This is a genomic window from Arthrobacter ginkgonis (assembly GCF_039540195.1).
Taxonomy (GTDB): Bacteria; Actinomycetota; Actinomycetes; order Actinomycetales; family Micrococcaceae; genus Zafaria; species Zafaria ginkgonis.
The window spans coordinates 227,221-247,146 of sequence record NZ_BAABEO010000011.1; the positions used below are offsets into that span (position 1 = coordinate 227,221).

Sequence of the window (19,926 nt, forward strand, 5' to 3'; positions counted from 1 at the left end):
TCGTTCCAATCGACGGCTTTGGCACAAGAACAAAGCCAGCATCTGCAGAAATCCCTGGGCCGGTTCGACGTCCTGCTGCTCGTGGTGGCGGCCGTTGTCTCCATCGAGGTGCTGGGGCAGGTTTCCGGCTTCGGCGGGGAGACCTTCACCTGGACCCTGATCCTCGCCGTCACCTTCATGATCCCCTACGGCCTGATCTTCGCGGAGACCGGTGGCGCGTTCACCGAGGAGGGAGGGGTCTACGTGTGGACGCGCATGGCCTTCGGCCGGCTCGTGGCCGCCATCGCCGCGCTGTTCACGTGGGTCACCCAGCCCGTCTGGGTGGGCGGCGCCATGGCCTTCGTCGCGGTGGAGACGTGGTCCGAATACGTCTCCCCCGTGGAGCACGGAGGCGTCGGCGACTACCTCTTCAAGCTGGCCTTCATCTGGATCACGGTGACCAGCGCCGTCATCAGCCTCAAACACGGCAAGTGGCTGCCCTCCCTGGGGGCCATCCTGAAGGTGGCCTTCCTGGCGTTCTTCCTCATCGTCACCCTGGTGTACGGCTTCCAGCACGGGTTCAACGGCCTCTCCCTGGGCTTCTTCGCGCCCACGCTCACGGGGTTCCTCGGGGTCACGCCGCTCCTGCTGTTCTCCTTCCTCGGCTTCGAATCCGGCAACAGCGCCGCCGGAGAGATGAAGAACCCCGCCAAGGACGTTCCCGTCTCCGTCGCGCGCTCCTCGATCATTGCCGCGGCCAGCTACCTGCTGCCGATCCTGGCGATCCTGCTGGTGGTGCCCCTGGATGAAATCACCGGCGTCGGCGGCCTCTTCGGCGCCATCGCCACCGTCTACTCCGTCTTCGGACCCGCGGCTGACGCCATGCTGGCGGTGTCCGCCGTCGTCTTCTGCTTCGTCCTGGTGGCCCAGGGAGCCGCGTGGATGATCATCAGCGACCGTATGCAGGCCATGGCCGCGGCGGACGGTTCCTTTTTCGGCGGGTTCTTCGGCCGCTTCCACCCGAAGCTGGGAACCCCGCTCCGGGTCAATGCGCTCTCGGGCATCGTCGCCACCCTGTTCATGCTGGCCGCCATGCAGCTCTCCGGCACCAGCAGCGCCCTGTTCGGAGTGGTCCTGACCATCTCGATTTCCACGTTCCTGCTGAGCTACCTCATCGCCATCCCCGCCGCGGTGCGGCTGCGCACCAAGTACCCCGCGGTGGCCCGCCCCTTCCGGGTGCCGGTCCCCGACGCAGTCTTCACGGGCCTCGGCGCCGTCTGCTTCGCCTGGATCCTGCTGGGTTCCTGGGTGGCGGTCTTCCCCGGCACCCTCGACACCCTTTTCGGGCTGAGCTACGACTTCGAGGAGACCTGGGGCCTGTCCCAAGGAGCCTTCACGGGGTTCGCGCTGGGGACGCTGGGCTGCATCCTGGCCCTCGGCCTGGCCGGGTACGTCAGCGGCCGGCGCGTGCGGGAAGCCACCCCGGCAGACGCCGGGACGACTTCCGCCCCCTCCGATGCCGTGCGCCGGTAGCCCTTCCACCCCAACCCACACCCAGAACGGAAAGGGCCCACGATGGCCGCTAAACAGATCGCGTTCCTTGAGCAGCACCACATCGCGCAGATTCCCCCCGACGAACGGCGCGGTTCCGCCAAAGGCATTTTCGGCCTCTGGTTCGGGGTGAACATGCTGCCGCTCACCGTCGTGACGGGCGCCGTGGCCACGAGTGTCTTCGGGCTCTCCATTGGCTGGAGCATCGTTGCCATTGTGCTGGGCAATGTGACCGGTGGCGTCTTCATGGGCCTCCATGCCGCGCAGGGGCCCCAGCTGGGCGTGCCGCAGATGCTGCAGGCCCGGGCGCAGTTCGGCTACCGGGGCGCAAGCATCGTCACCCTCATTGCCATGGTGATGTTCCTCGGCTTCTTTGCCTCGAACCTCGTCGTGTCCGGCGATTCCATCCATGAAGTCATCCCCGCGATCGATTCCGGCGTCGCGCTGGCTTGCTGCGCGATCGGCGCAACGGCCGTCGCGCTCGTGGGATTCCGGTGGATCACCCGCATCGTCACCGTCTCGGGCATCATCGTCGCCGCCATGGTGCTGCTGTCCTACGCCGTCGTGCTCAGCAACCTCGGGACCGTGGCCGCGGCGAACCAGGGAAGCTTCAGCGTTGCCGGATTCTTCGGCATGTTCGCGGTGGGCGCGGTGTGGCAGTTGGCCTATGCCCCCTACGTTTCGGACTATTCCAGGTACCTGCCGGTCGAGACGGGGTCGCGCCCGGCCTTCTGGGCCACCTACCTCGGCTGCGTTTCCAGCTCGATCCTGGTCATGATTCTTGGAGCCCTCGTCGGACCGCTTGCCACGGACGGCAACGTGATGGGCGCCCTGAACCAGGCCCTCGACGGCTGGGGAGGCCTCGTGCTGCTGGCCTTCGCGGTCTGCGCCGGGCTCGGCAACGCCGCCAACATCTATTCCGGTGTCCTGAGCGCGCTCTCGGTGGTGGACACCCTCCTGCCCAAGCTGAAGATCTCCGTGAGCGCCCGGCTCGTGTTCACCGTGCTCTACGCCGTCACGGCGGTGGCCATCGCCTTCGCCGGCAAGGACGGCTTCCTCCTGTTCTTCAAGGACTTCATTCTGCTTTTGCTGTACGCGCTGGTTCCCTGGTCGGCCATCAACCTCGTTGACTACTACCTGGTGCGCCATGCCAACTACGTCGTCGCGGACATGTTCCGGCGTGATGGAGGCAGCTACGGAACGTGGAACCTGGCAGCCTGCACGTCGTTCGTCGTCGGACTCCTGGTCCAGTGGCCCTTCATGGTCACCACCCTCTACACCGGCCCGCTGGCGGAAAGCCTCGCCTTCGTGGACATTGCCTGGGTCCTCGGACTGATCGTCAGCGGCGGGCTCTACTATGCCTGGACCAAACGCACTGTCGGCGCCAAGGAAATCACCACTCTCGAAGGAATGATGGCCGTTGAGCCCTAACCCACTCCCCCAGTCCCCCGCCTTCATCGTCACGGACGCGTCGCTTTGGGGCGACGAATCCGAAGGCCGCTCCGCGGTGGCGGTCGGCATCGACGGCCGCATCAGTGCCGTCGGCCCCGCCGAAGAGGTCGTGGCCACGGCCGGTTCGGCGACGGACGTCATTTCGCTGGCAGGAGCCAGTCTCTGGCCGGCGTTCCACGACTCCCACGTCCATCCCCTCGCCGGCGGGCTCGAGCTCACCTGGTGCAACCTGAACGACGTCCATGACCTCGCAAAGTACGAAGGCATCGTCCGCGCCTACGCCGACGGCCTGCCGGCGGGACGCTGGCTGCGCGGGGGCGGATGGTTCTCCGACGTTTTCCCCGGGAAGCAACCCCACCGCCGGCTCCTGGACCAGTGGGCACCGAACCATCCCGCCATCCTGACAAGCCACGACAACCATTGCGCCTGGGTCAACTCCGCCGCCCTGCGCCTGGCGGGAATCAACGCGGCGACGGAAGACCCCTTCGGGGCCCGCATCGGCAGGGATCCGGACGGCACGCCCGACGGCCTGCTGTTCGAGGGCGCGATCGACCTGGTCTCCCACCTGCTGCCGGACCCCGCCCCGGCCGAACTCGACGCCGCCTACCTGCTCGCGCAGCAACACCTTCACTCCTTCGGGATTGCGGGATGGCAGGACGCCCTGGTCGGACGCGCGCTGCACCTGCCCGATCCCACCGGCACCTACCGCCGCCTGCAGGCCTCGGGCGCCCTGACGTCCCGCGTCACCGGCGCGCTGTGGTGGGATCGGGAAAAGGGCCTGAAGCAGATCGAGGAATTCAAGGCCTTGCGCGACGGCGCCTGGGGCGACGATGCTGAGGGCGACACTGCTTGGGACGACAAGGTCCGATTCGACACGGTCAAGATCATGCAGGACGGTATCTGCGAATCGTGCACCGGCGCCATGCTGGAGCCCTATGCCGGCGTCGACGGACGGCCGGGCGAGCCCTCCGGGCCGTCAATGATCGATCCTGTTGAGCTCAAGGAGATCGTCACCGCCCTGGACGCCGCCGGCTTCTCGGCCCACTTCCACGGCGTCGGGGACCGGGCGGTCAGGGAGTGCCTTGACGCGGTCGAAGCGGCGCGCCACGGGAACGGGCCGAGTGGGCTGCGGCACCAGATCGCGCACGTGGACGTCGTTGACCCGGCCGACGTGCCCCGCTTCGCCGCGCTGGGCGTGACGGCGAACCTGCAGCCCCTCTGGGCCCGTGCCGACAAGGAGATCATCGAGCGCAAGCTTCCCCTGCTGGGCCTCAAACGCGCAGCCATGCACTTCCCCTTCGGCGCACTGCAGGGTGCCGGCGCCGCGCTCGCCATGGGCAGCGACTGGCCGGTGAGCAGCATGAACCCCCTGTGGGGGATCTACACGGCGGTTACCAGAACCGCGCCGCCCAGCGATCCGCACGGCGTGTTGCCCTCCTCCTACAGCGACCCGATGAACCCGGAGCAGCGCCTGACGCTTTCCCAGGCCCTGGAGGCCTACACCTCCGGTTCGGCACGGGCCAACGGATATGGCGACCGGACGGGAACCATCGCCGTGGGAATGGAGGCGGACCTCATCGCCCTGGACCGGCGCGTGACCGAGGTCGGAGACCTCCCCGGGGCCAGGGTGGCCCGCACGTGGGTCGCGGGGCGGACGGTCCATGCCGCGAGTGCCGCCAAGGCGGCCGCGGGGTCCTAGCTGTACCGTGTCGAGCCGGTCCGACGCCGCCGGGCGGCGTCGGACCGGGAAAGCCGGCGCATTAGCGTGCCGCGGTGCTGCGGCGGACCACCAGGTCCGCTTCCAGTTCCTCCACGATCGGGGTCCGGTCCCGCGGCGAATTCATCAGGTCCCACAGGATGTCCAGGCCCAGGGCCCCGGCCTTCACGATCGGCACCCGGACTGTGGTGAGCCGGGGCTCGCAGTACTCGGCGACCGAACTGTCGTCGATGCCCACGATCGAGTAGTCCTCCGGAATGCGCCGGCCGCACTCCTTCAGCCGGGCCATGCAGCCGAACGCGATCTGGTCGTTGTAGGCGATGACCGCGGTCACGTCCGAGGCCAGCACCAGGTCCGCCGCGCGCCGGCCGGCATTGACCGCGGCCTGGAAGGGCCCGAAGACCTCGACGGAGCAGCCGAATTCCTCGGCCGCGTCCAGCGTCGCCCCGCGGCGCTGGACCGCGACGAAGGACTGCGGAGGCCCGTCGAGGTAGGCGATCCGCCGATGGCCCTGGGCCGCGAGGAGTTCCACGGCCTGTCGGATGCCGTTGTTGGCCGGGGTGCCCACCCCGGAAACCCCCTCGACCAGGCGGCCGATGGTGATGAGCGGGACGTCCGCGGCCAGGGCCCGCACCTCGTCGTCGCCCATGCGGGGCGAGGCAAGGACGATCCCGTCGACCTGCTGGGACATGGCGATCCCCAGGTCGCGCTCCCGGGAGGCGTGCTCGTCGGTGTCCGCCACGAAGACGTTGCACCCCCGCGCCCGGGCATCGGACTGCAGGGACTTCACCAGCGGCGTGAAGTACGGATTGGCGATGTCCGGAACGATGACCCCCAGGTTCCCGGTCCGCTGCCTGGCCAGGCCGCGGGCGATCGGGTTGGGGAGGTAGCGCAGCTCCCGGGCAATTTCCTCGACCCGCTCGCGCACGTCGGCCGCCACCATTTCCGGCCTGCTGAAGACCCGCGAAACGGTGGACGCGGAAACCCCTGCCTTCTGTGCGACGTCTCGGAGGGTGGCTCGGGCCATGGGCTCATCACGCTTTCAAGGTGCAATCGGTTGCAGGCAACTAGACAGTATCAGGGCACCGCTCCCCGGACCTCGCGGGCGCATGGAGCCCTAAAGGCGGGCGCCGTCGGCGCAGGGGCGCACGGGGCTGTGACGGGCGCGTGATTCAAGCTACACTCGGAATACAAGGCATCTGCAACCGCTTTCATTAATTTGCAAGAACGCGGTTGCAGGAGTCTCGCCGGACGGCGGCGCCAGTGCGCCTCCCAGTCCGGTTCCATTCGTCCGGTTCTAGTGGAGTTGGAGATCCCAGAACGTGAGCACCCTCGACGAGTCCTACCTGGTTGGCCTGATCGGCGACGGCGTCATCCCGTCACTCACTCCCCCCATGCACGAGGCCGAGGCCGCCGCCCACCGCCTCCTCTACCTCTACCGGCCGATCGACCTGCTGGAGATCAAGCGCCCGGGCACGGACGTGGGCGAACTGCTGCGAGCCGGCCGCGACCTCGGCTTCAACGCCTTCAACATCACCCACCCGTGCAAGCAGCTGGTGCTCGAACACCTGGACGTCATCGACCCGGACGCCCAGCGGCTCGGGGCCGTGAACACCGTCGTCATCCGCGACGGCGCCTTCCACGGCTACAACACCGACCGCACCGGCTTCGGCCGCGGGCTGAGCAACGGGCTGCCGGAGGCGAAGCTGGACCGCGTGGTGCAGATCGGCGTCGGCGGGGCCGGATCGGCCGTCGCCCACGCGCTGCTCTCGCTGGGCGTGCGGCACCTGGTGCTGGTCGACCTCGACCCCGCACGGGCCGCCGAACGGGCCGAGGCCCTCTCCGAGTTCTTCCCGGACCGGACCATCGAGGGGCGTTCCACGGCCGACGTTCCCGCAGAGCTCGCCGCGGCCGACGGGCTGGTCCACGCCACCCCGGTCGGCATGCACCAGCATCCCGGGCTGCCGATCGACCCCGAACTGCTCGAGCCCCGCCACTGGGTGGCCGACGTCGTCTACCGGCCCGTCGAGACCGAACTGATCAAGGCCGCCCGCGCCCGCGGCTGCGCCACGCTGGACGGCGGCCACATGGCAGTCGGCCAGGCCGTCGACGCCTTCCGGCTGATCACCGGCCTGGAGCCGGACGCCGCGCGCATGCGCGCCCACTTCCTGGACATGCTGGAACGAGGCCTGTAGACCATGCGCACCTCCATCGCCACCGTCTGCATCAGCGGCACGCTCGAGGACAAGATGCTCGCCTGCGCCCGCGCGGGCTTCGACGGGATCGAGATCTTCGAGCAGGACCTGCTGGTCTCCCCGCTCTCCCCGGAGGAGATCCGGGCCCGCGCCGACCGGCTGGGCCTGACCCTGGACCTCTACCAGCCCTTCCGCGACTTCGAGGGCGTCGAGGAGGCGGTCCTGCTGGAGAACCTGCGCCGGGCCGAGGCCAAGTTCCGGCTCATGAACCGCCTGGGCATCGACACCATGCTGCTGTGCTCGAACGTCGGCACGGCCACGATCGACGACGACGGCCTCGCCGCCGAGCAGCTCCGCCGGCTCGGCGACCTCGCGGCGTCCTACGGCGTCCGCATCGCCTACGAGGCCCTGGCCTGGGGGAAGTTCGTCAACACGTACGGGCATTCCTGGGAGATCGTCCGCAAGGTGGACCACCCCGCCGTCGGCCTGTGCCTGGACAGCTTCCACATCCTCTCCCGCGGCGACGATCCCTCGGGCATCGAGGACATTCCGGCCGCGAAGATCTTCTTCGTCCAGCTCGCCGATGCCCCGGTGCTCTCGATGGACATCCTCTCCTGGAGCCGCCACTACCGCGTGTTCCCGGGCGAGGGCGGCTTCGACATGGTCGCATTCATGAAGCACCTGGTCCGCTCCGGGTACGACGGGCCGGTCTCGCTGGAGATCTTCAACGACGTCTTCCGCCAGTCCGACGTCGAACGCACCGCCGTCGACGGCCTGCGCTCGCTGCTGTGGCTGCAGGACCGCGCCGCCGCCGGACTGCACGGTGAAAATCACCCCATGGAGCTGCGCACCATGCCCGACGTCCGGCCCCCGGCGGGCCTGGACTATGCCGAGATCCGCACCGACGAGCCCGAATCCGTGGCCCGGATGCTCGCCCAGTTGGGCTTCGAGTTCTGCGGCCAGCACCGCCGCAAGCCCGTGCAGCTGTGGGCGCAGGGCGGGGTGCGCGTCATCCTCAACGGCCAGCGCGCCGGCGGCGCCGCCCCGGCGATCTCCGGCCTGGGCTTCCAGGTGGAGGACCCGCACGGCGCCGTCGAGCGCGCCGTCGGCCTCAAGGCCACCCCGGTCGCGCGCCACAACACCGCCGACGAGCAGGAACTGCGCGGAGTCAGCGCCCCGGACGGCACCGAGGTGTTCTTCGCCCCGACCGCGCAGCGGCCGGCCTGGGTGGAGGAGTTCGGCGCCGGCGGTTCGGGCGGTCCTGGCGGTTCCGGTAATGCCGGGGACCTGGTGACCCGGGTCGACCACGTGAACCTGGCCCAGCCGTGGCAGTCCTTCGACGAGGCCGTGCTGTTCTACGAGAGCGTGCTGCGCCTGGAGACCCGTCCGGCGACCGAGGTCCCCAGCCCGATGGGCCTGGTGCGCAGCCAGGTCATGCGCACCGCCGACGGTTCCGTGCGGCTGGCCCTGAACATCGTGCCGCACGTCCTGGAGGATGCCGCGTCCGGCCCGCAGTCCTACCCCGAGCACATCGCGTTCCAGGCCTCCGACATCCTGGCGGTCGCCCGCCGGGCCGTCGCAGCGGGCATGAACTTCCTGCAGGTCCCGCAGAACTACTACGAGGACCTCGCGGCCCGCTACCCGCTGGACGCGCCAACGCTGGCCACGCTCCAGGAACTGAACCTGCTCTACGAACGGGACGGGAACGGCGAGTTCCTCCACTTCTACACGGAGACCATCGGGAACCTGTTCCTGGAGGTCGTCGAGCGCCGGCACGGCTACGAGGGCTACGGGGCGCAGAACGCCCCGGTCCGGCTGGCCGCCCAGTACGAGCGCAACCGCCTGCGGCGGCGGTAGGGCGGGGCTTCGGCGGGGCCCTGGCAGGGGCCTCGCCGGAACCATGTCCCCTGACCTTGTGGGGGCGGACCCGAGGGTGTATCGAGAAGGCATCACTCACCCGAGGAGCCCGCCATGACCTCCAGCACTCCCGTCCACCACCGCGCGTTCCATCACTCCGTGTTTCATCAGACCGCGCCGCGCCGCGGAGCCGCCCTCAACGTGGGGGCCATCGGCGCGGCGGCCCTCCTGGCCCTCGCCCTGGCCGGCTGCGGGCCCTCGGGCCCCGGCGGAACCGCCACCAGCCCGGCAACCGGCGGCGCAACCACCAGCGCGGCCGCCCCGGCGACCGGCCCCGCCACCGGCAGTCCGACGCCGTCCTCCACCGAGACCCCGACCACCAGCCCCCTGAGCATCTTCTACGTGGCGGTGGGCGACGCCGGGAAGTCCGGACTGGAGATTGGCTGCGGCGACAGCCTGGTCTCGACGGTCAGCGAACCGGTGGAATACACCGATCCGGTGGAGGCCGCCATCACCCACCTGCTGGCCGACAAGAACCGCGAGTACGGCGAAACGGGCCTGATCAACGCGCTGTATCAGTCGACGCTGCAGTACGTGTCCTCCTCGATCAGGAACGGCACCGTCACCGTGGAGCTCACCGGCCAGCCCGTCTCCGGCGGCACCTGCGACGACCCGCGCATCCAGGCGCAGCTGAAGTACACGGCGCAGGCGGCCGCCAGCGTCAAGGAATCCGTGATCCTGATCGACGGGACCCCGATCGAGGAGTTCATGAGCCAGAAGTAGCGGCTTCGGGGCCCCGGCCCGCAACGGCACACCGCGGCGGCTCGCGCCGTCGCGGACAAGCCACCGAAAAAGACAGGCCAATGGAAAACAAGTGTTGCCCATTGGTGAACTTCCGTTGCTATCATGCGACCATGACGATGCCAGCATTCCCCGCGCAGCCGCTGTCCACCGAAGCGGACCTCTCCATCGCCCGCGCCGAGGCCGCGCACCGGCACGAGCACCTGTTCTCCGACCGGGCCGCCAACATCAAGCAGTCCGCTGTGCGCGACGTCTTCGACATCTCCATGCGCCCCGGCCTGGTCTCCCTCGCCGGCGGCAACCCGTTCCTGCAGTCGCTGCCGCTGGAGAAGCTGGGCACCATGGCCTACAAGCTGATCACCGAGCAGGGCCTCACCGCCCTGCAGTACGGCGGCGGGCAGGGCACCGACCTGCTCCGCGAGCAGATCTGCCGGGTCATGGCGCACGAGGGCATCATGGACGCCCTGCCGGAGCACGTGGTGGTCACCACCGGCTCGCAGTCCGCGCAGGACGTGGCCTGCAAGGTCTTCACCAATCCCGGCGACGTGGTGCTCTGCGAGGACCCGACGTACGTGGGGGCGCTGAACACCTTCGAGTCCTACCAGGTCCGCGCGGAACCGGTCAGGATGGACGGGCACGGACTGGTCCCGGAGGAGCTGGAGGCACGGATCGCGCAGTTGCAGGCGGAGGGCGCGTCCATCAAATTCCTCTACACGATCCCCAGCTTCAACAACCCCTCCGGCATCACGCTGGCCGCGGAGCGCCGGCAGCGCATCGTGGACATCTGCCGCAACGCCGGGATCCTGGTCCTGGAGGACAACCCCTACGGGCTGCTCAAGTTCCAAGGCACCCCGAACGTGCCGCTGCGCGCGGACAACCCGCACGACGTCATCTACCTGGGCTCCTTCTCCAAGATCCTGGCTCCCGGCCTGCGCATCGGGTGGGCGCTGGTGCCCGAGCACCTGCAGCGGCGCTTCTACCTGGCCAGCGAGGCCGTCACCCTCTGCCCGCCGACGCTGAACCAGATGCTGATCAGCCACTACCTGGACGGGCACGACTGGATGGGGCAGATCGCGGCCTACCGCGGGCTCTACGCCGAGCGCTGCGCAGCGCTGCTCGCGGCACTGGCCGAGCACATGCCCGAGGGCGTGGAATGGACGACGCCGGACGGCGGCTTCTTCGTGTGGGTGACGCTTCCGGAGGGGGTGGACACCTACCCGCTGCTGCGTCCGGCGATCGACGCCGGCGTCGTGTTCATCCCCGGCGCCGCGTTCTCCCCCGCCGGCGGGCCCAGCAACAAGCTGCGGCTGGCCTTCAGCGCGGTGGCCGCGGACAAGATCCACGAGGGCGTCCGCCGGCTGGCCCCGGTGCTGCGGGAAGCGATCGCGGCCCGCTAGCCGGCCAGGCTGCGGCCGCCCCTCGGCGCGGACGCGGCGGTCGAGGAGTCCGCCGCGCTTGAGCGTGCGCAGCGTCCGGGTCGGCACCTTCGGCGTCACCCGTGAATACTATTGCGGAGAGCCGGTCCTCCGGCAGCCACACCTCAGCAGAGCAGCATTCCACGGAGAGGGACGTATCCATGAAGATCGCAGTCTACGGAGCCACCGGCATGGTCGGCAGCCAGATCGTCGCCGAGGCCCTGCGGCGCGGGCACCAGGTCACCGCCGTCACCCGCACGGGCTCCGAGGTGGAGGGCGCCGCCGCCCGCGCCGCCGAACTGGGCGACCGCAAGGCCTACAAGGAGATCGCCGGCGGGCACGACGTCGTCGTTTTCGCCATCCCGCCCTCGCGTGCCGGCGAATCCCACGAGCCGTTCGTCTCGGCCCACCAGGACATCGCCGAGACCCTGGTCAAGGCCCGCGTGTTCGTCGTCGGCGGGGCCGGCGCCACCGAGGTCAACGGCGTGCAGCTCAAGGACACCCCGGGGTTCCCGGAGGCCTTCAAGCCCGAGGCCGAGTCCATGAGCCGGGTGCTGGACGCCTACCGCGATGCCTCCGGCGTGAACTGGACGATTCTCGCCCCCGCCCCGATGATCGCCCCGGGAACCCGCACCGGCGAGTACAAGCTGGGCGCCGACTCCCCCGTCGGCGACTCGGTCTCCACCCAGGACTTCGCCGTGGCCGTCCTGGACGAGCTGGAAAACCCGCGGCACGAGAACCGCCGCTTCACGGTCGCGAACTAGCACGCGGGGCAGGCCCTTTCGTGTCGACTTCGTCGCCACGCAGGGACCCGGCTGCCCCGCGCTGGCGGGGAACGGGCCGCCTGCCGCACTGCCGGTGGGCGGCCCGTTGTGCTGTGATGCTTGCATGCGTATCGACTACGACGCCGGATCGCTGGCCACCCGCGACGTCTACCGCCTGCTGACCTCGCTGGTGATCCCGCGGCCGATCGCCTGGGTCTCGACGGTCGACGCGGCGGGCAACCCCAATTTGGCGCCCCACTCGTTCTTCACCGTGGCCTCCGCGGACCCGGGCATCGTGCAGTTCACCTCCGAGACGCGCAAGGACACCCTGCGCAACATCGAGGCCACCGGCGAGTTCGTGGTCAACCTGGCCCCGCGCTCGCTGCTGCGGGAAGTCAACGCCTCCGCCGTCCACTTCCCGCCCGGAACCAGCGAGTTCACCGAGGCCTCCCTCCGCACCGAGGCCAGCGCCGTCGTCGCTCCCCCGCGCGTCGCGGACTCCCCGGCCGTCCTCGAATGCACGCTGCACCAGGTGGTGCCGGTGGGCCGCTCCTTCCTGGTGCTCGGGCTCGTCCGGCACATCGCCGTCGACCAGGCGGTGCTGGACGAACGCGGCCGCCCGGCCGCGGAGCGCCTCGACCCGCTGTCCCGGCTGGGCGGCAGCCTCTACGGCACGCTCGGGGAGGTCCTTCACCTGCGCCGGATCTCGCTGGAGGAGTGGGAGTCGGGGGAACGCTAGCGCGCGGGGCAGGCCGAAGGGCTCACCGCGGCGGGCGAGCCCCGCAACGCACGACGGCGGCACCCGCGCGGGTGCCGCCGTCGTGCTTGTGCGTTCCTGAGGACTAGGCTTCCTCGTCCAGCACGAAGTTGTAGGTGGTCTGCAGGCCCGTGCCGGATTCGGCCGGCTGGACGTCCAGCATCAGTTCCGGCTTCACCGCCGAGGCGATGTCGTCCGCGTTGTGCGGATCACCCGGGAAGTACAGCTGCGCGGTGAGCAGCTCATGGCCCGGGGCGGAGACCTTCAGGTGGATGTGGGCCGGACGCCAGGCGTGCCAGCCGGCGGCGTGGATCAGCTGGCCGCAGGCGCCGTCCGTCGGGATCTGGTACGGAGCGGGCCGCTTGGTGTTGATCTCGAACCGGCCCTCGGCGTCGGCGATGAAGCTGCCGCGCAGGTTCCACTCCGGCAGTCCCGGAGCGAACTGGGAGTAGAAGCCCAGGTCGTCGGCGTGCCAGACCTCGATCTTGGCCCCGGCAAGGGCCTTGCCCTCGGTTCCGGTGACCTGGCCCTGGAAGAGCAGCGGGGCGCCCGGCTCGTCCTCGCGCATGTCGATGGTCGCCGGGCTCTGGTGCTCCGGCGAGCCCGGCACGTAGTACGGGCCCTCGATGGTGCCCTTGTTTCCCTTGCGGTGGGCGTTGGCGACCTCCTCGACGGAGTGCTCCACCCAGACGTCCAGGAACAGCGGCCATTCGCCGTCCTCGCCGACCTTGATCAGCCACGCCTTCAGGGCGTTGTATTCCTCGTAGGACACGCGCTCCTCGAGGACGACGTCGTTCACGGCCTTGATCAGGCGGCTGGCCAGCTGGTTGACGCGCTCCTTCGAGGACTGGACCGCGGCCGTCTTGCCGGACTCGCGGAAGCGCTCGGTGGCCTTGTTGCCGGCCGCCGCGGCGGTGCCTTCGGCCTCGGTCAGGGTTCCCTTGTCGGTGCTCATGTCGACTCCCTTGTCTTTGTGGTCCGTCATGGTGGTCCATGGTGTGATCGCCGGTGTTCCGCGTCACACGGTGGCGTTTGTTCCAATCTAGGGCTCCAATTGCCCCGCGTGAAATACCAATTCACCCGCGATTGAGACGATGCGCATATGGATCGGCGACTAGCGGATCGAGTTGGGGTGCTTGGCCAGCGGCGTGACCTTGACCTTCATGTACGCGTACATCGGGAATCCGCTGAGGATCTGGTGCAGCTCGTCGTTGGAGGCGACATCGAACAGCGAGTAGTTGGCGTATTCGCCGACCACGCGCCAGATCCCGGCGAACCGGCCGTCGTGCTGGAGCGCCTGCGAGTACTCCTTCTCCGCGGCCTGCAGTTCGGCGATCCGCTCGGCGGACAGGTCGGCGGGGAAGGTGACGTCCATGCGGGCGAGGTAGAGCATCGGGTGCCTTTCGGTTGGGTGGGGTGCGCCTCCAGCGGGCGCCGGTCGAATGCCGGACAGCGGAGCCGGTGCCGTGCGCGCACGGCACCGGCCGCCGTCGTCGGGGGTGCGGGACCGCTACCGGTCCAGACGGTACGCCGCGAGCTTGTCCTCGTCCACGTCCGCGCCGACGCCGGGGACCGTGCGCACCCGGATGCGGCCGTCCTGGATGCGGATGGGGTCGGCGAGGAGGTCGTCGGCCATGTCCAGGAAGTTGGAGAGTTCGCCGGCCCGGCGGCTGGTGGCCTCGAAGGCCGCACCGAAGGTGACGGTCGCCAGCGAGCCGACCTGCGTGTCGATCTGGTTGCCCATGGTGACGTCCACGCCCAGCCCCGTGCACAGCCCCAGGATCTGCTGGGCCTCGGTGAAGCCGGAGCGCGCGGTCTTGATGCAGATGGCGTTGCAGCCGCCGGAAAGCAGCTCGCGGGAGACGTCCCCGGCGGTGGGCACGGACTCGTCGCCGACCACCGGGATCGGGGACTTCTCCACGAGGCGGCGCCGGCTCATGGCCTCCTTCGCGTCACAGGGTTCCTCGAGCAGGGACAGGCCCAGCCCCTCCGTCCGGCGCAGCACCTCCAGCGCCTCGTTGGCGGTCCAGCCGCGGTTCGCGTCCAGGTAGATGTCGACGTCGTCGCCGAGACCCTCGCGCAGGACGTGGCAGGCCTCGATGTCCAGCGCCAGCGGGCGGCGGCCCACCTTCAGCTTGAAGGTGGTGATGCCGTAGCGTTCGCCGAAGCTGCGCGCCTCCTCCAGGAGTTCGGCCGCGGGGCGGAAGCCGAGCATGTGGGACACCCGCATCGAATCGGTGAAGCCGCCCAGGAGCTTGTGGACGGGGGTTTGCAGGGCCTTGCCGAGCAGGTCCCAGAGGGCGATGTCGACGGCGCCCTTGGCCACCTGGTTGTTGATGGTGCGGTTCATGACGGCGTGGATCTTGGAGCGGTCGAACGGGTCCAGGCCGGTGATCTGGGGGCTGAAGATGTCCTCGATGACCGCGGCGATGGACTTCTGCGTCTCCCCGTAGGTGTACGGCCGGGGCGGGGCGTCGGCCTGGCCGACGAGCCCGTCGTCCGTGTGGACGCGCACCAGGACGTGGTCGGCCGTGGCGACCTCCCCGGAGGCGAACTTCAGCGGGTGGGTGTACGGGATCGCATAGGGGATCGCCTCGATCCGTTCGATCTTCATTGGGCGTCCTTCCGGTGGCTGGGGAGGGTATCGAAGAGGGCGACGAAGTTGTCGACGAGCGCGGAGCGGTTGTCCTTGCGCCAGGCGACGGCCAGTCCGACGACGGGCGCGTCCTCCAGCGGGCGGAACACGATGCCTTCGAGCCCGAACATGCGCCGTGCGGCCGGAACCAGGGCGATGCCGAGCCCGGCGGCGACGAAGGAGAGCAGCGTGGAGGTTTCCTGCGCCTCCTGGATCACGTTGGGGCGGAATCCGGCCTGCCGGCAGGCCTCGTGGAAGACGGTGTTGACCACGGAGAATCCGGGATAGGCGACGAACCGCTCCCCCGCGAGGTCGGCGACGGAGAGGCGTTCGCGCGCGGCCAGCGGCAAGTCCGCCGGCAGCGCGGCCACCAGTTCGTCCTGCTCCAGGAACTTCAGCTCCAGGCCGGCCGAGCTGACCGGGGGCCGCAGCACGGCGACGTCGAGCTTGTGCTCCTCGAGCGCGAGTTCCATCTGCTGGGTCAGCATCTCGCCCTGCACGTTCAGGCGCAGACCGGGCAGGCGCTCGCTCGCCGCCTGGACGATGGCCGGCATGTGCCGGTAGGTGGCCGTTCCGGCGAAGCCGACCCGCAGCACGCCGGAGGCGCCGAGGCCGATCTGGCGCACGTCCTGCTCAAGGGCCTCGAGGTCCCCGAGCAGGGTGCGGGCGCGCTCAAGCAGCAGCTGCCCGGCGGGCGTGAGGTCCACCTTGCGGGTGGTTCGGACCAGCAGCTGCGTGCCGAGCTGTTCCTCGAGCTGCTTGATCTGCTGCGACAGCGGCGGCTGGGCCATGTGCAGGCGTTGGGCGGCGCGGCCGAAGTGGCGCTCCTCGGCGACGGCGACGAAATAGCGCAGCTGACGGATGTCCATGGTCCATACCTCCCGCGCCCTCGCCGTGGGCCCGGATTAGCCGGGCCGAATCCAGCCTAGGGGGCGCACTTTGACTTGGGAAATATAGAATATCGCCGGATTGAGACGTTCGCCGTCTGAATTCCGGACCGATCAAAGCCGGGGCCCGGGCTGAAGAGAAAGCGCATGCCCGTGCGTCGCGTGCATGGCGACGCGTCGGCCGCATTTGCCGCACGGTCATGCAAGAAGCGCGGACGGGCGCTGTGGGACAAGCGCGCCTGCCCCACAGCGTCCGCGGAAGACTAGTCCAGCAGCAGCGCCGGCTCCTCCATGATCGCGGCGACGTCGGCCATGAACCGGGCGGAGAGGTCCCCGTCCACCACGCGGTGGTCGAAGGAGCCCCCGAGCGTGGTGATCCAGCGCGGGATGACCTCCCCGGAGACCACCCACGGCTTCTGCCGGATGGTGCCGAAGGCGACGATCGCGACCTCGCCCGGGTTGATGATGGGGGTGCCGATGTCGATGCCCAGGGCGCCGATGTTGGTGATCGTCAGCGTGCCGTTCTGCATGTCCGCCGGCCTGGTCTTGCCCTCGCGGGCGGTCAGCGCCAGCTCGTTGAGGGCGATGGCCAGTTCCTTCAGGGACAGGTCCTGCGCGTTTTTCAGGTTCGGCACCAGCAGCCCGCGCGGGGTCGCCGCGGCGATGCCCAGGTTCATGAAGTGCTTGACGTGGACCTCCGCGCCGTTCTCCGTCTCCACCCAGCTCGCGTTCACGCTCGGGTTGCGCGCGGCTGCCCAGATGACCGCCTTGGCCAGGATCAGCAGCGGGGAGACCTTGATGCCCTCGAAGTCGCGGCTCTTCTTGAGCCGCTGCACGAACTCCATGGTGCGCGAGGCGTCCACGTCGACGAAGATGCTCACGTGCGGGGCGGTGAACGCGGATTCGACCATCGCCTTGGCGGTGGCCTTGCGCACGCCCTTGACCGGCAGGCGCTCGATCCGCTGCTCCTGCTCGCCGTGGGACCAGAACGTCGGGGCCGCGGCCTGCTCGGCCTCGCGCTGGGCCTGGTAGGAGATCAGGTCCTCGCGCGTGACCTCGCCGCCGCCGCCGGTGCCGGGCACCTTGCTCAGGTCGATGCCCAATTCCTTGGCGATCTTGCGCACGGGCGGCTTGGCCAGCACGCGGTTGAGGATCGAGGCCATGGCCGGTCCCGCCGAGCGAACGACGGCGGCGGCTCCGGCCGCGCCGGACGCGGCAGGGGACACGGCCGGCGTCGTGGTGGCCGGCGGCGTGGTGGACAGGGTCGCGGCGGCCGGGGCCTTCGCCGCCGGAGCCTTCACGGCCGGTGCCCGCCCGAGGCGGGGACGGCGTCGAACCGGGTCGGCCTTCGGACCGGATCCGACCAGCGGGGCCGCGCCGGCGTCCGCGCCCTCGACGAGCGCGTGGGAGTCGATGACGACGCCGGGTTCCGGGTCGGTGTCGTGCGAGCGGATGGGCGCCGGAGCGGCCGCGGGCTGTGCGGCCGAGGACTGCACTGCCGCCGACTCCGCCACGACGAACAGCGGCTGGCCGACCTCCAGGGTCTGGCCCTCGGCCGCGCACAGCTCGGTCACGGTGCCCGCGAACGGGCTGGGCAGCTCGACCAGCGACTTGGCTGTCTCGATCTCGACGAAGACCTGGTTGATGGCCACGGTGTCCCCGGGCTTCACCTTCCAGGAAACGATTTCCGCCTCGGTGAGGCCCTCGCCGACGTCGGGCAGGTTGAACGTGCTCACGGAATGCTCCTAGTAGGCGAACGAACGGTCGAGGGCGTCGAGCAGCTTGTCGATGTCCGGCAGGTACTGGTCCTCCACCTTGGAGACCGGGTAGGGCATGTGGAAGCCGCCGACGCGGATGGCGGGGGCCTCCATGGACAGGAACGCGCGCTCGGAAACGCGCGCGGCGATCTCCCCGCCGATTCCGCCGAAGGTCGGGGCCTCGTGCGTGACCACCAGGCGGCCGGTCTTCTCCACGGATTCGACGATCGCGTCGAAGTCGATCGGGCTGACCGAGCGCAGGTCGACCACCTCGATGCTGCGTCCGTCCTCCTGGGCGGCCTCGGCGGCGGCCAGCGCGACCGGCACGAGGGGGCCGTAGGTGACGATCGTGGCGTCGCTGCCCGGGCGCACAACCTGCGCGCTGGCGGCCGGTGCGGCGGGGTTCTCGGTGTCGACCTCGCCCTTGAGCCAGTAGCGGCGCTTGGGCTCGAAGAAGATCACCGGGTCCTGGGAGGCGGCCGCCTCCTGGATCATCCAGTAGGCGTCGTGGGCGTTGGACGGGGCCATGATGCGCAGGCCCGCGGTGTGCGCGAAGAGCGCCTCCGGCGATTCGGAGTGGTGCTCGATCGAACCGATGCCGCCGCCGTACGGGATGCGGATGACCACGGGCGCGCCGAAGCGGCCCTCGGAGCGGGCCCGCATCTTGGCCAGCTGGGTGGTGATCTGGTTGAACCCGGGGAACACGAAGCCGTCGAACTGGATCTCCGCGATCGGGGAGTAGCCGCGGATCGCCATGCCGATGCAGGTGCCGATGATGCCGGACTCGGCCAGCGGGGAGTCGACCACGCGGTCCTCGCCGAAGTCGGCCTGCAGGCCCTCGGTGACGCGGTAGACGCCGCCCAGCTTGCCGATGTCCTCGCCGATCAGCAGGGACTTGGGGTTCTCCTCCAGGACCCGGCGCAGGCCGGCCGTGATCGCCTTCGCGATGGTCATCGTGGTCATCGGGCGCCCTCCTGGCTGGCCTCTGCGTGGTTCTGCGCGAACCCGGCCTCGTATTCCTTGTGCCAGCGCAGCTCCTCGGTGATGAGGGGGTGGGCTTCGGCGTAGACGTTGTTGAACGAGTCCTCGAGGGTAGGGTCCGGGAACGCGAGCGCCTCCTCGCGGACGCGCGCGGCCATCTCGTCCCCGGCGCGGGCGACCTCCTCGAAGAACGCGTCGTCGGCGTGGCCTGCCGAGCGCAGGTGCTTCTCCAGGCGGACCAGCGGGTCCCTGGGCTCCCAAGCCTCTTCCTCGGCGGACAGGCGGTACTTGGTGGGGTCGTCCGCCGTGGTGTGTGCGCTCATGCGGTAGGTGAAGGCCTCGATCAGCACCGGTCCCTCGCCGCGGCGGGCGCGCTCGAGCGCCCAGCGAGTGACGGCCAGGACCGCCAGGACGTCGTTGCCGTCCACGCGGATGCCGGGGAATCCGTAGCCCTTGGCCCGATCGGCCAGCGGGATCCGGGACTGCACACGCGTCGGCACCGAGATGGCCCACTGGTTGTTCTGGCAGAAGAACACCACCGGGGACTTGTAGCTGGAGGCGAACACCATGGATTCGTGGACGTCGCCCTCCGAGGAGGCGCCGTCGCCGAAGTAGGCGACGACGGCGGTGCCCTCCCGTTCCAGGCGCGCCCGGTCCCAGCCGGCCTGGTCGCGCTGGATACCCATGGCGTAGCCGGTCGCGTGCGGCACCTGCGCCGCGAGCACCATCGTGTACATGTGGAAGTTGTTCTCCCGCGGGTCCCATCCCCCGTTGGAGATGCCGCGGAAGATGCGCAGCATCTGCGGGAAGTCGACGTCCCGGGTCAGCGCGACGCCGTGCTCCCGGTAGGTGGGGAAGATGTAGTCGTGGGGACGGGTGGCCCGCCCCGAGCCGATCTGCGCGGCCTCCTGCCCGCGCAGCGGGACCCACAGCGCCAGCTGGCCCTGGCGCTGGAGCGCGGTCGCCTCCTGGTCGAAGCGGCGGGTCAGCGCCATGTCGCGGTAGAACCCGCGCAGCATCTGCGCATCAACGTCCGCGACGTAGCCGGAGAAGTCCGGATCCGTGCGCAGGGCGCCGTCTTGGTCGAGCAGCTGCACCATGCCCTGCTTCTCCGTGTCCTGGTTCGCCGCGTCCGTGCCCTCTGCGTTGGGGGAAAGGGCGCCGCTGGGCGCGGCGCT

Annotated in this window: 17 protein-coding genes; 9 read left to right on the forward strand and 8 right to left on the reverse strand. The window is 69.7% G+C overall.

Features of this window, described 5'->3' with window-relative positions; translation table 11 throughout:
• The first annotated feature begins 18 nt into the window (after positions 1–18).
• Genes ABD912_RS09545 through ABD912_RS09555 form a run of 3 tightly spaced genes read left to right on the forward strand, consistent with a single transcriptional unit; the run spans position 19 to position 4,681 of the window.
• Positions 19–1,512, forward strand: a complete 1,494-nt coding sequence (locus ABD912_RS09545) for an APC family permease (RefSeq protein ID WP_345150324.1) — start codon at positions 19–21, stop codon at positions 1,510–1,512.
• Between the two features lie 42 nt (positions 1,513–1,554).
• Positions 1,555–2,961 (forward strand): purine-cytosine permease family protein, encoded by a 1,407-nt coding sequence (locus ABD912_RS09550; RefSeq protein ID WP_345150325.1) that lies wholly within the window; start codon positions 1,555–1,557, stop codon positions 2,959–2,961.
• Entirely contained in the window at positions 2,951–4,681 is a 1,731-nt protein-coding gene (locus ABD912_RS09555; RefSeq protein WP_345150326.1) for an amidohydrolase, read from the forward strand. The genes ABD912_RS09550 and ABD912_RS09555 overlap by 11 nt, the downstream gene beginning before the upstream one ends.
• Positions 4,682–4,742: 61 nt before the next feature.
• On the opposite strand, the gene ABD912_RS09560 is transcribed toward ABD912_RS09555, so the two are convergent.
• Positions 4,743–5,726 (reverse strand): LacI family DNA-binding transcriptional regulator, encoded by a 984-nt coding sequence (locus ABD912_RS09560; RefSeq protein WP_345150327.1) that lies wholly within the window; start codon positions 5,724–5,726, stop codon positions 4,743–4,745.
• Positions 5,727–6,021: 295 nt separating this feature from the next.
• Between ABD912_RS09560 and ABD912_RS09565 the strand changes: the two genes are divergently transcribed.
• The 6 genes from ABD912_RS09565 to ABD912_RS09590 all read left to right on the forward strand — a co-directional run bounded on the left by ABD912_RS09565 (position 6,022) and on the right by ABD912_RS09590 (position 12,470).
• Complete coding sequence (locus ABD912_RS09565; RefSeq protein ID WP_345150328.1) at positions 6,022–6,894, forward strand: shikimate dehydrogenase; 873 nt, start codon at positions 6,022–6,024, stop codon at positions 6,892–6,894.
• Between the two features lie 3 nt (positions 6,895–6,897).
• Positions 6,898–8,751, forward strand: coding sequence for a bifunctional sugar phosphate isomerase/epimerase/4-hydroxyphenylpyruvate dioxygenase family protein (locus ABD912_RS09570; protein ID WP_345150329.1), 1,854 nt, complete (start codon positions 6,898–6,900; stop codon positions 8,749–8,751).
• Between the two features lie 114 nt (positions 8,752–8,865).
• Positions 8,866–9,534: a GerMN domain-containing protein gene (locus ABD912_RS09575; RefSeq protein ID WP_345150330.1), complete on the forward strand. Its 669-nt coding sequence runs from the start codon at positions 8,866–8,868 to the stop codon at positions 9,532–9,534.
• Between the two features lie 131 nt (positions 9,535–9,665).
• Positions 9,666–10,949, forward strand: coding sequence for an aminotransferase-like domain-containing protein (locus tag ABD912_RS09580; RefSeq protein WP_345150331.1), 1,284 nt, complete (start codon positions 9,666–9,668; stop codon positions 10,947–10,949).
• Positions 10,950–11,128: 179 nt separating this feature from the next.
• Complete coding sequence (locus tag ABD912_RS09585; protein ID WP_345150333.1) at positions 11,129–11,731, forward strand: NAD(P)-dependent oxidoreductase; 603 nt, start codon at positions 11,129–11,131, stop codon at positions 11,729–11,731.
• 124 nt (positions 11,732–11,855) lie between these two features.
• The gene (locus ABD912_RS09590) at positions 11,856–12,470 is read left to right on the forward strand and encodes a flavin reductase family protein (protein WP_345150334.1); all 615 of its coding nucleotides are present in this window, start codon (positions 11,856–11,858) and stop codon (positions 12,468–12,470) included.
• A gap of 103 nt (positions 12,471–12,573) precedes the next feature.
• Here the strand turns inward: ABD912_RS09590 and catA are convergent, their stop codons facing one another.
• The 7 genes from catA to pdhA form a co-directional block, all read right to left on the reverse strand.
• Entirely contained in the window at positions 12,574–13,443 is an 870-nt protein-coding gene (catA, locus tag ABD912_RS09595) for a catechol 1,2-dioxygenase (protein ID WP_345150335.1), read from the reverse strand.
• A gap of 159 nt (positions 13,444–13,602) precedes the next feature.
• Positions 13,603–13,881, reverse strand: coding sequence for a muconolactone Delta-isomerase (gene catC / locus ABD912_RS09600; RefSeq protein ID WP_345150336.1), 279 nt, complete (start codon positions 13,879–13,881; stop codon positions 13,603–13,605).
• Positions 13,882–13,998: 117 nt separating this feature from the next.
• Positions 13,999–15,102, reverse strand: a complete 1,104-nt coding sequence (locus ABD912_RS09605; protein WP_345150338.1) for a mandelate racemase/muconate lactonizing enzyme family protein — start codon at positions 15,100–15,102, stop codon at positions 13,999–14,001.
• On the reverse strand, positions 15,099–15,992 hold the full coding sequence (locus ABD912_RS09610; protein ID WP_345150339.1) for a LysR substrate-binding domain-containing protein: 894 nt from the start codon (positions 15,990–15,992) through the stop codon (positions 15,099–15,101). The genes ABD912_RS09605 and ABD912_RS09610 overlap by 4 nt, the downstream gene beginning before the upstream one ends.
• A gap of 281 nt (positions 15,993–16,273) precedes the next feature.
• A complete protein-coding gene (locus tag ABD912_RS09615; protein ID WP_345150340.1) occupies positions 16,274–17,746 on the reverse strand; it encodes a dihydrolipoamide acetyltransferase family protein in 1,473 nt (490 codons plus the stop codon).
• A gap of 9 nt (positions 17,747–17,755) precedes the next feature.
• Entirely contained in the window at positions 17,756–18,730 is a 975-nt protein-coding gene (locus tag ABD912_RS09620; RefSeq protein ID WP_345150342.1) for an alpha-ketoacid dehydrogenase subunit beta, read from the reverse strand.
• A complete protein-coding gene (gene pdhA, locus ABD912_RS09625) occupies positions 18,727–19,848 on the reverse strand; it encodes a pyruvate dehydrogenase (acetyl-transferring) E1 component subunit alpha (RefSeq protein ID WP_345150373.1) in 1,122 nt (373 codons plus the stop codon). Before pdhA ends, ABD912_RS09620 begins: the two co-directional genes overlap by 4 nt.
• Positions 19,849–19,926: the final 78 nt, after the last annotated feature.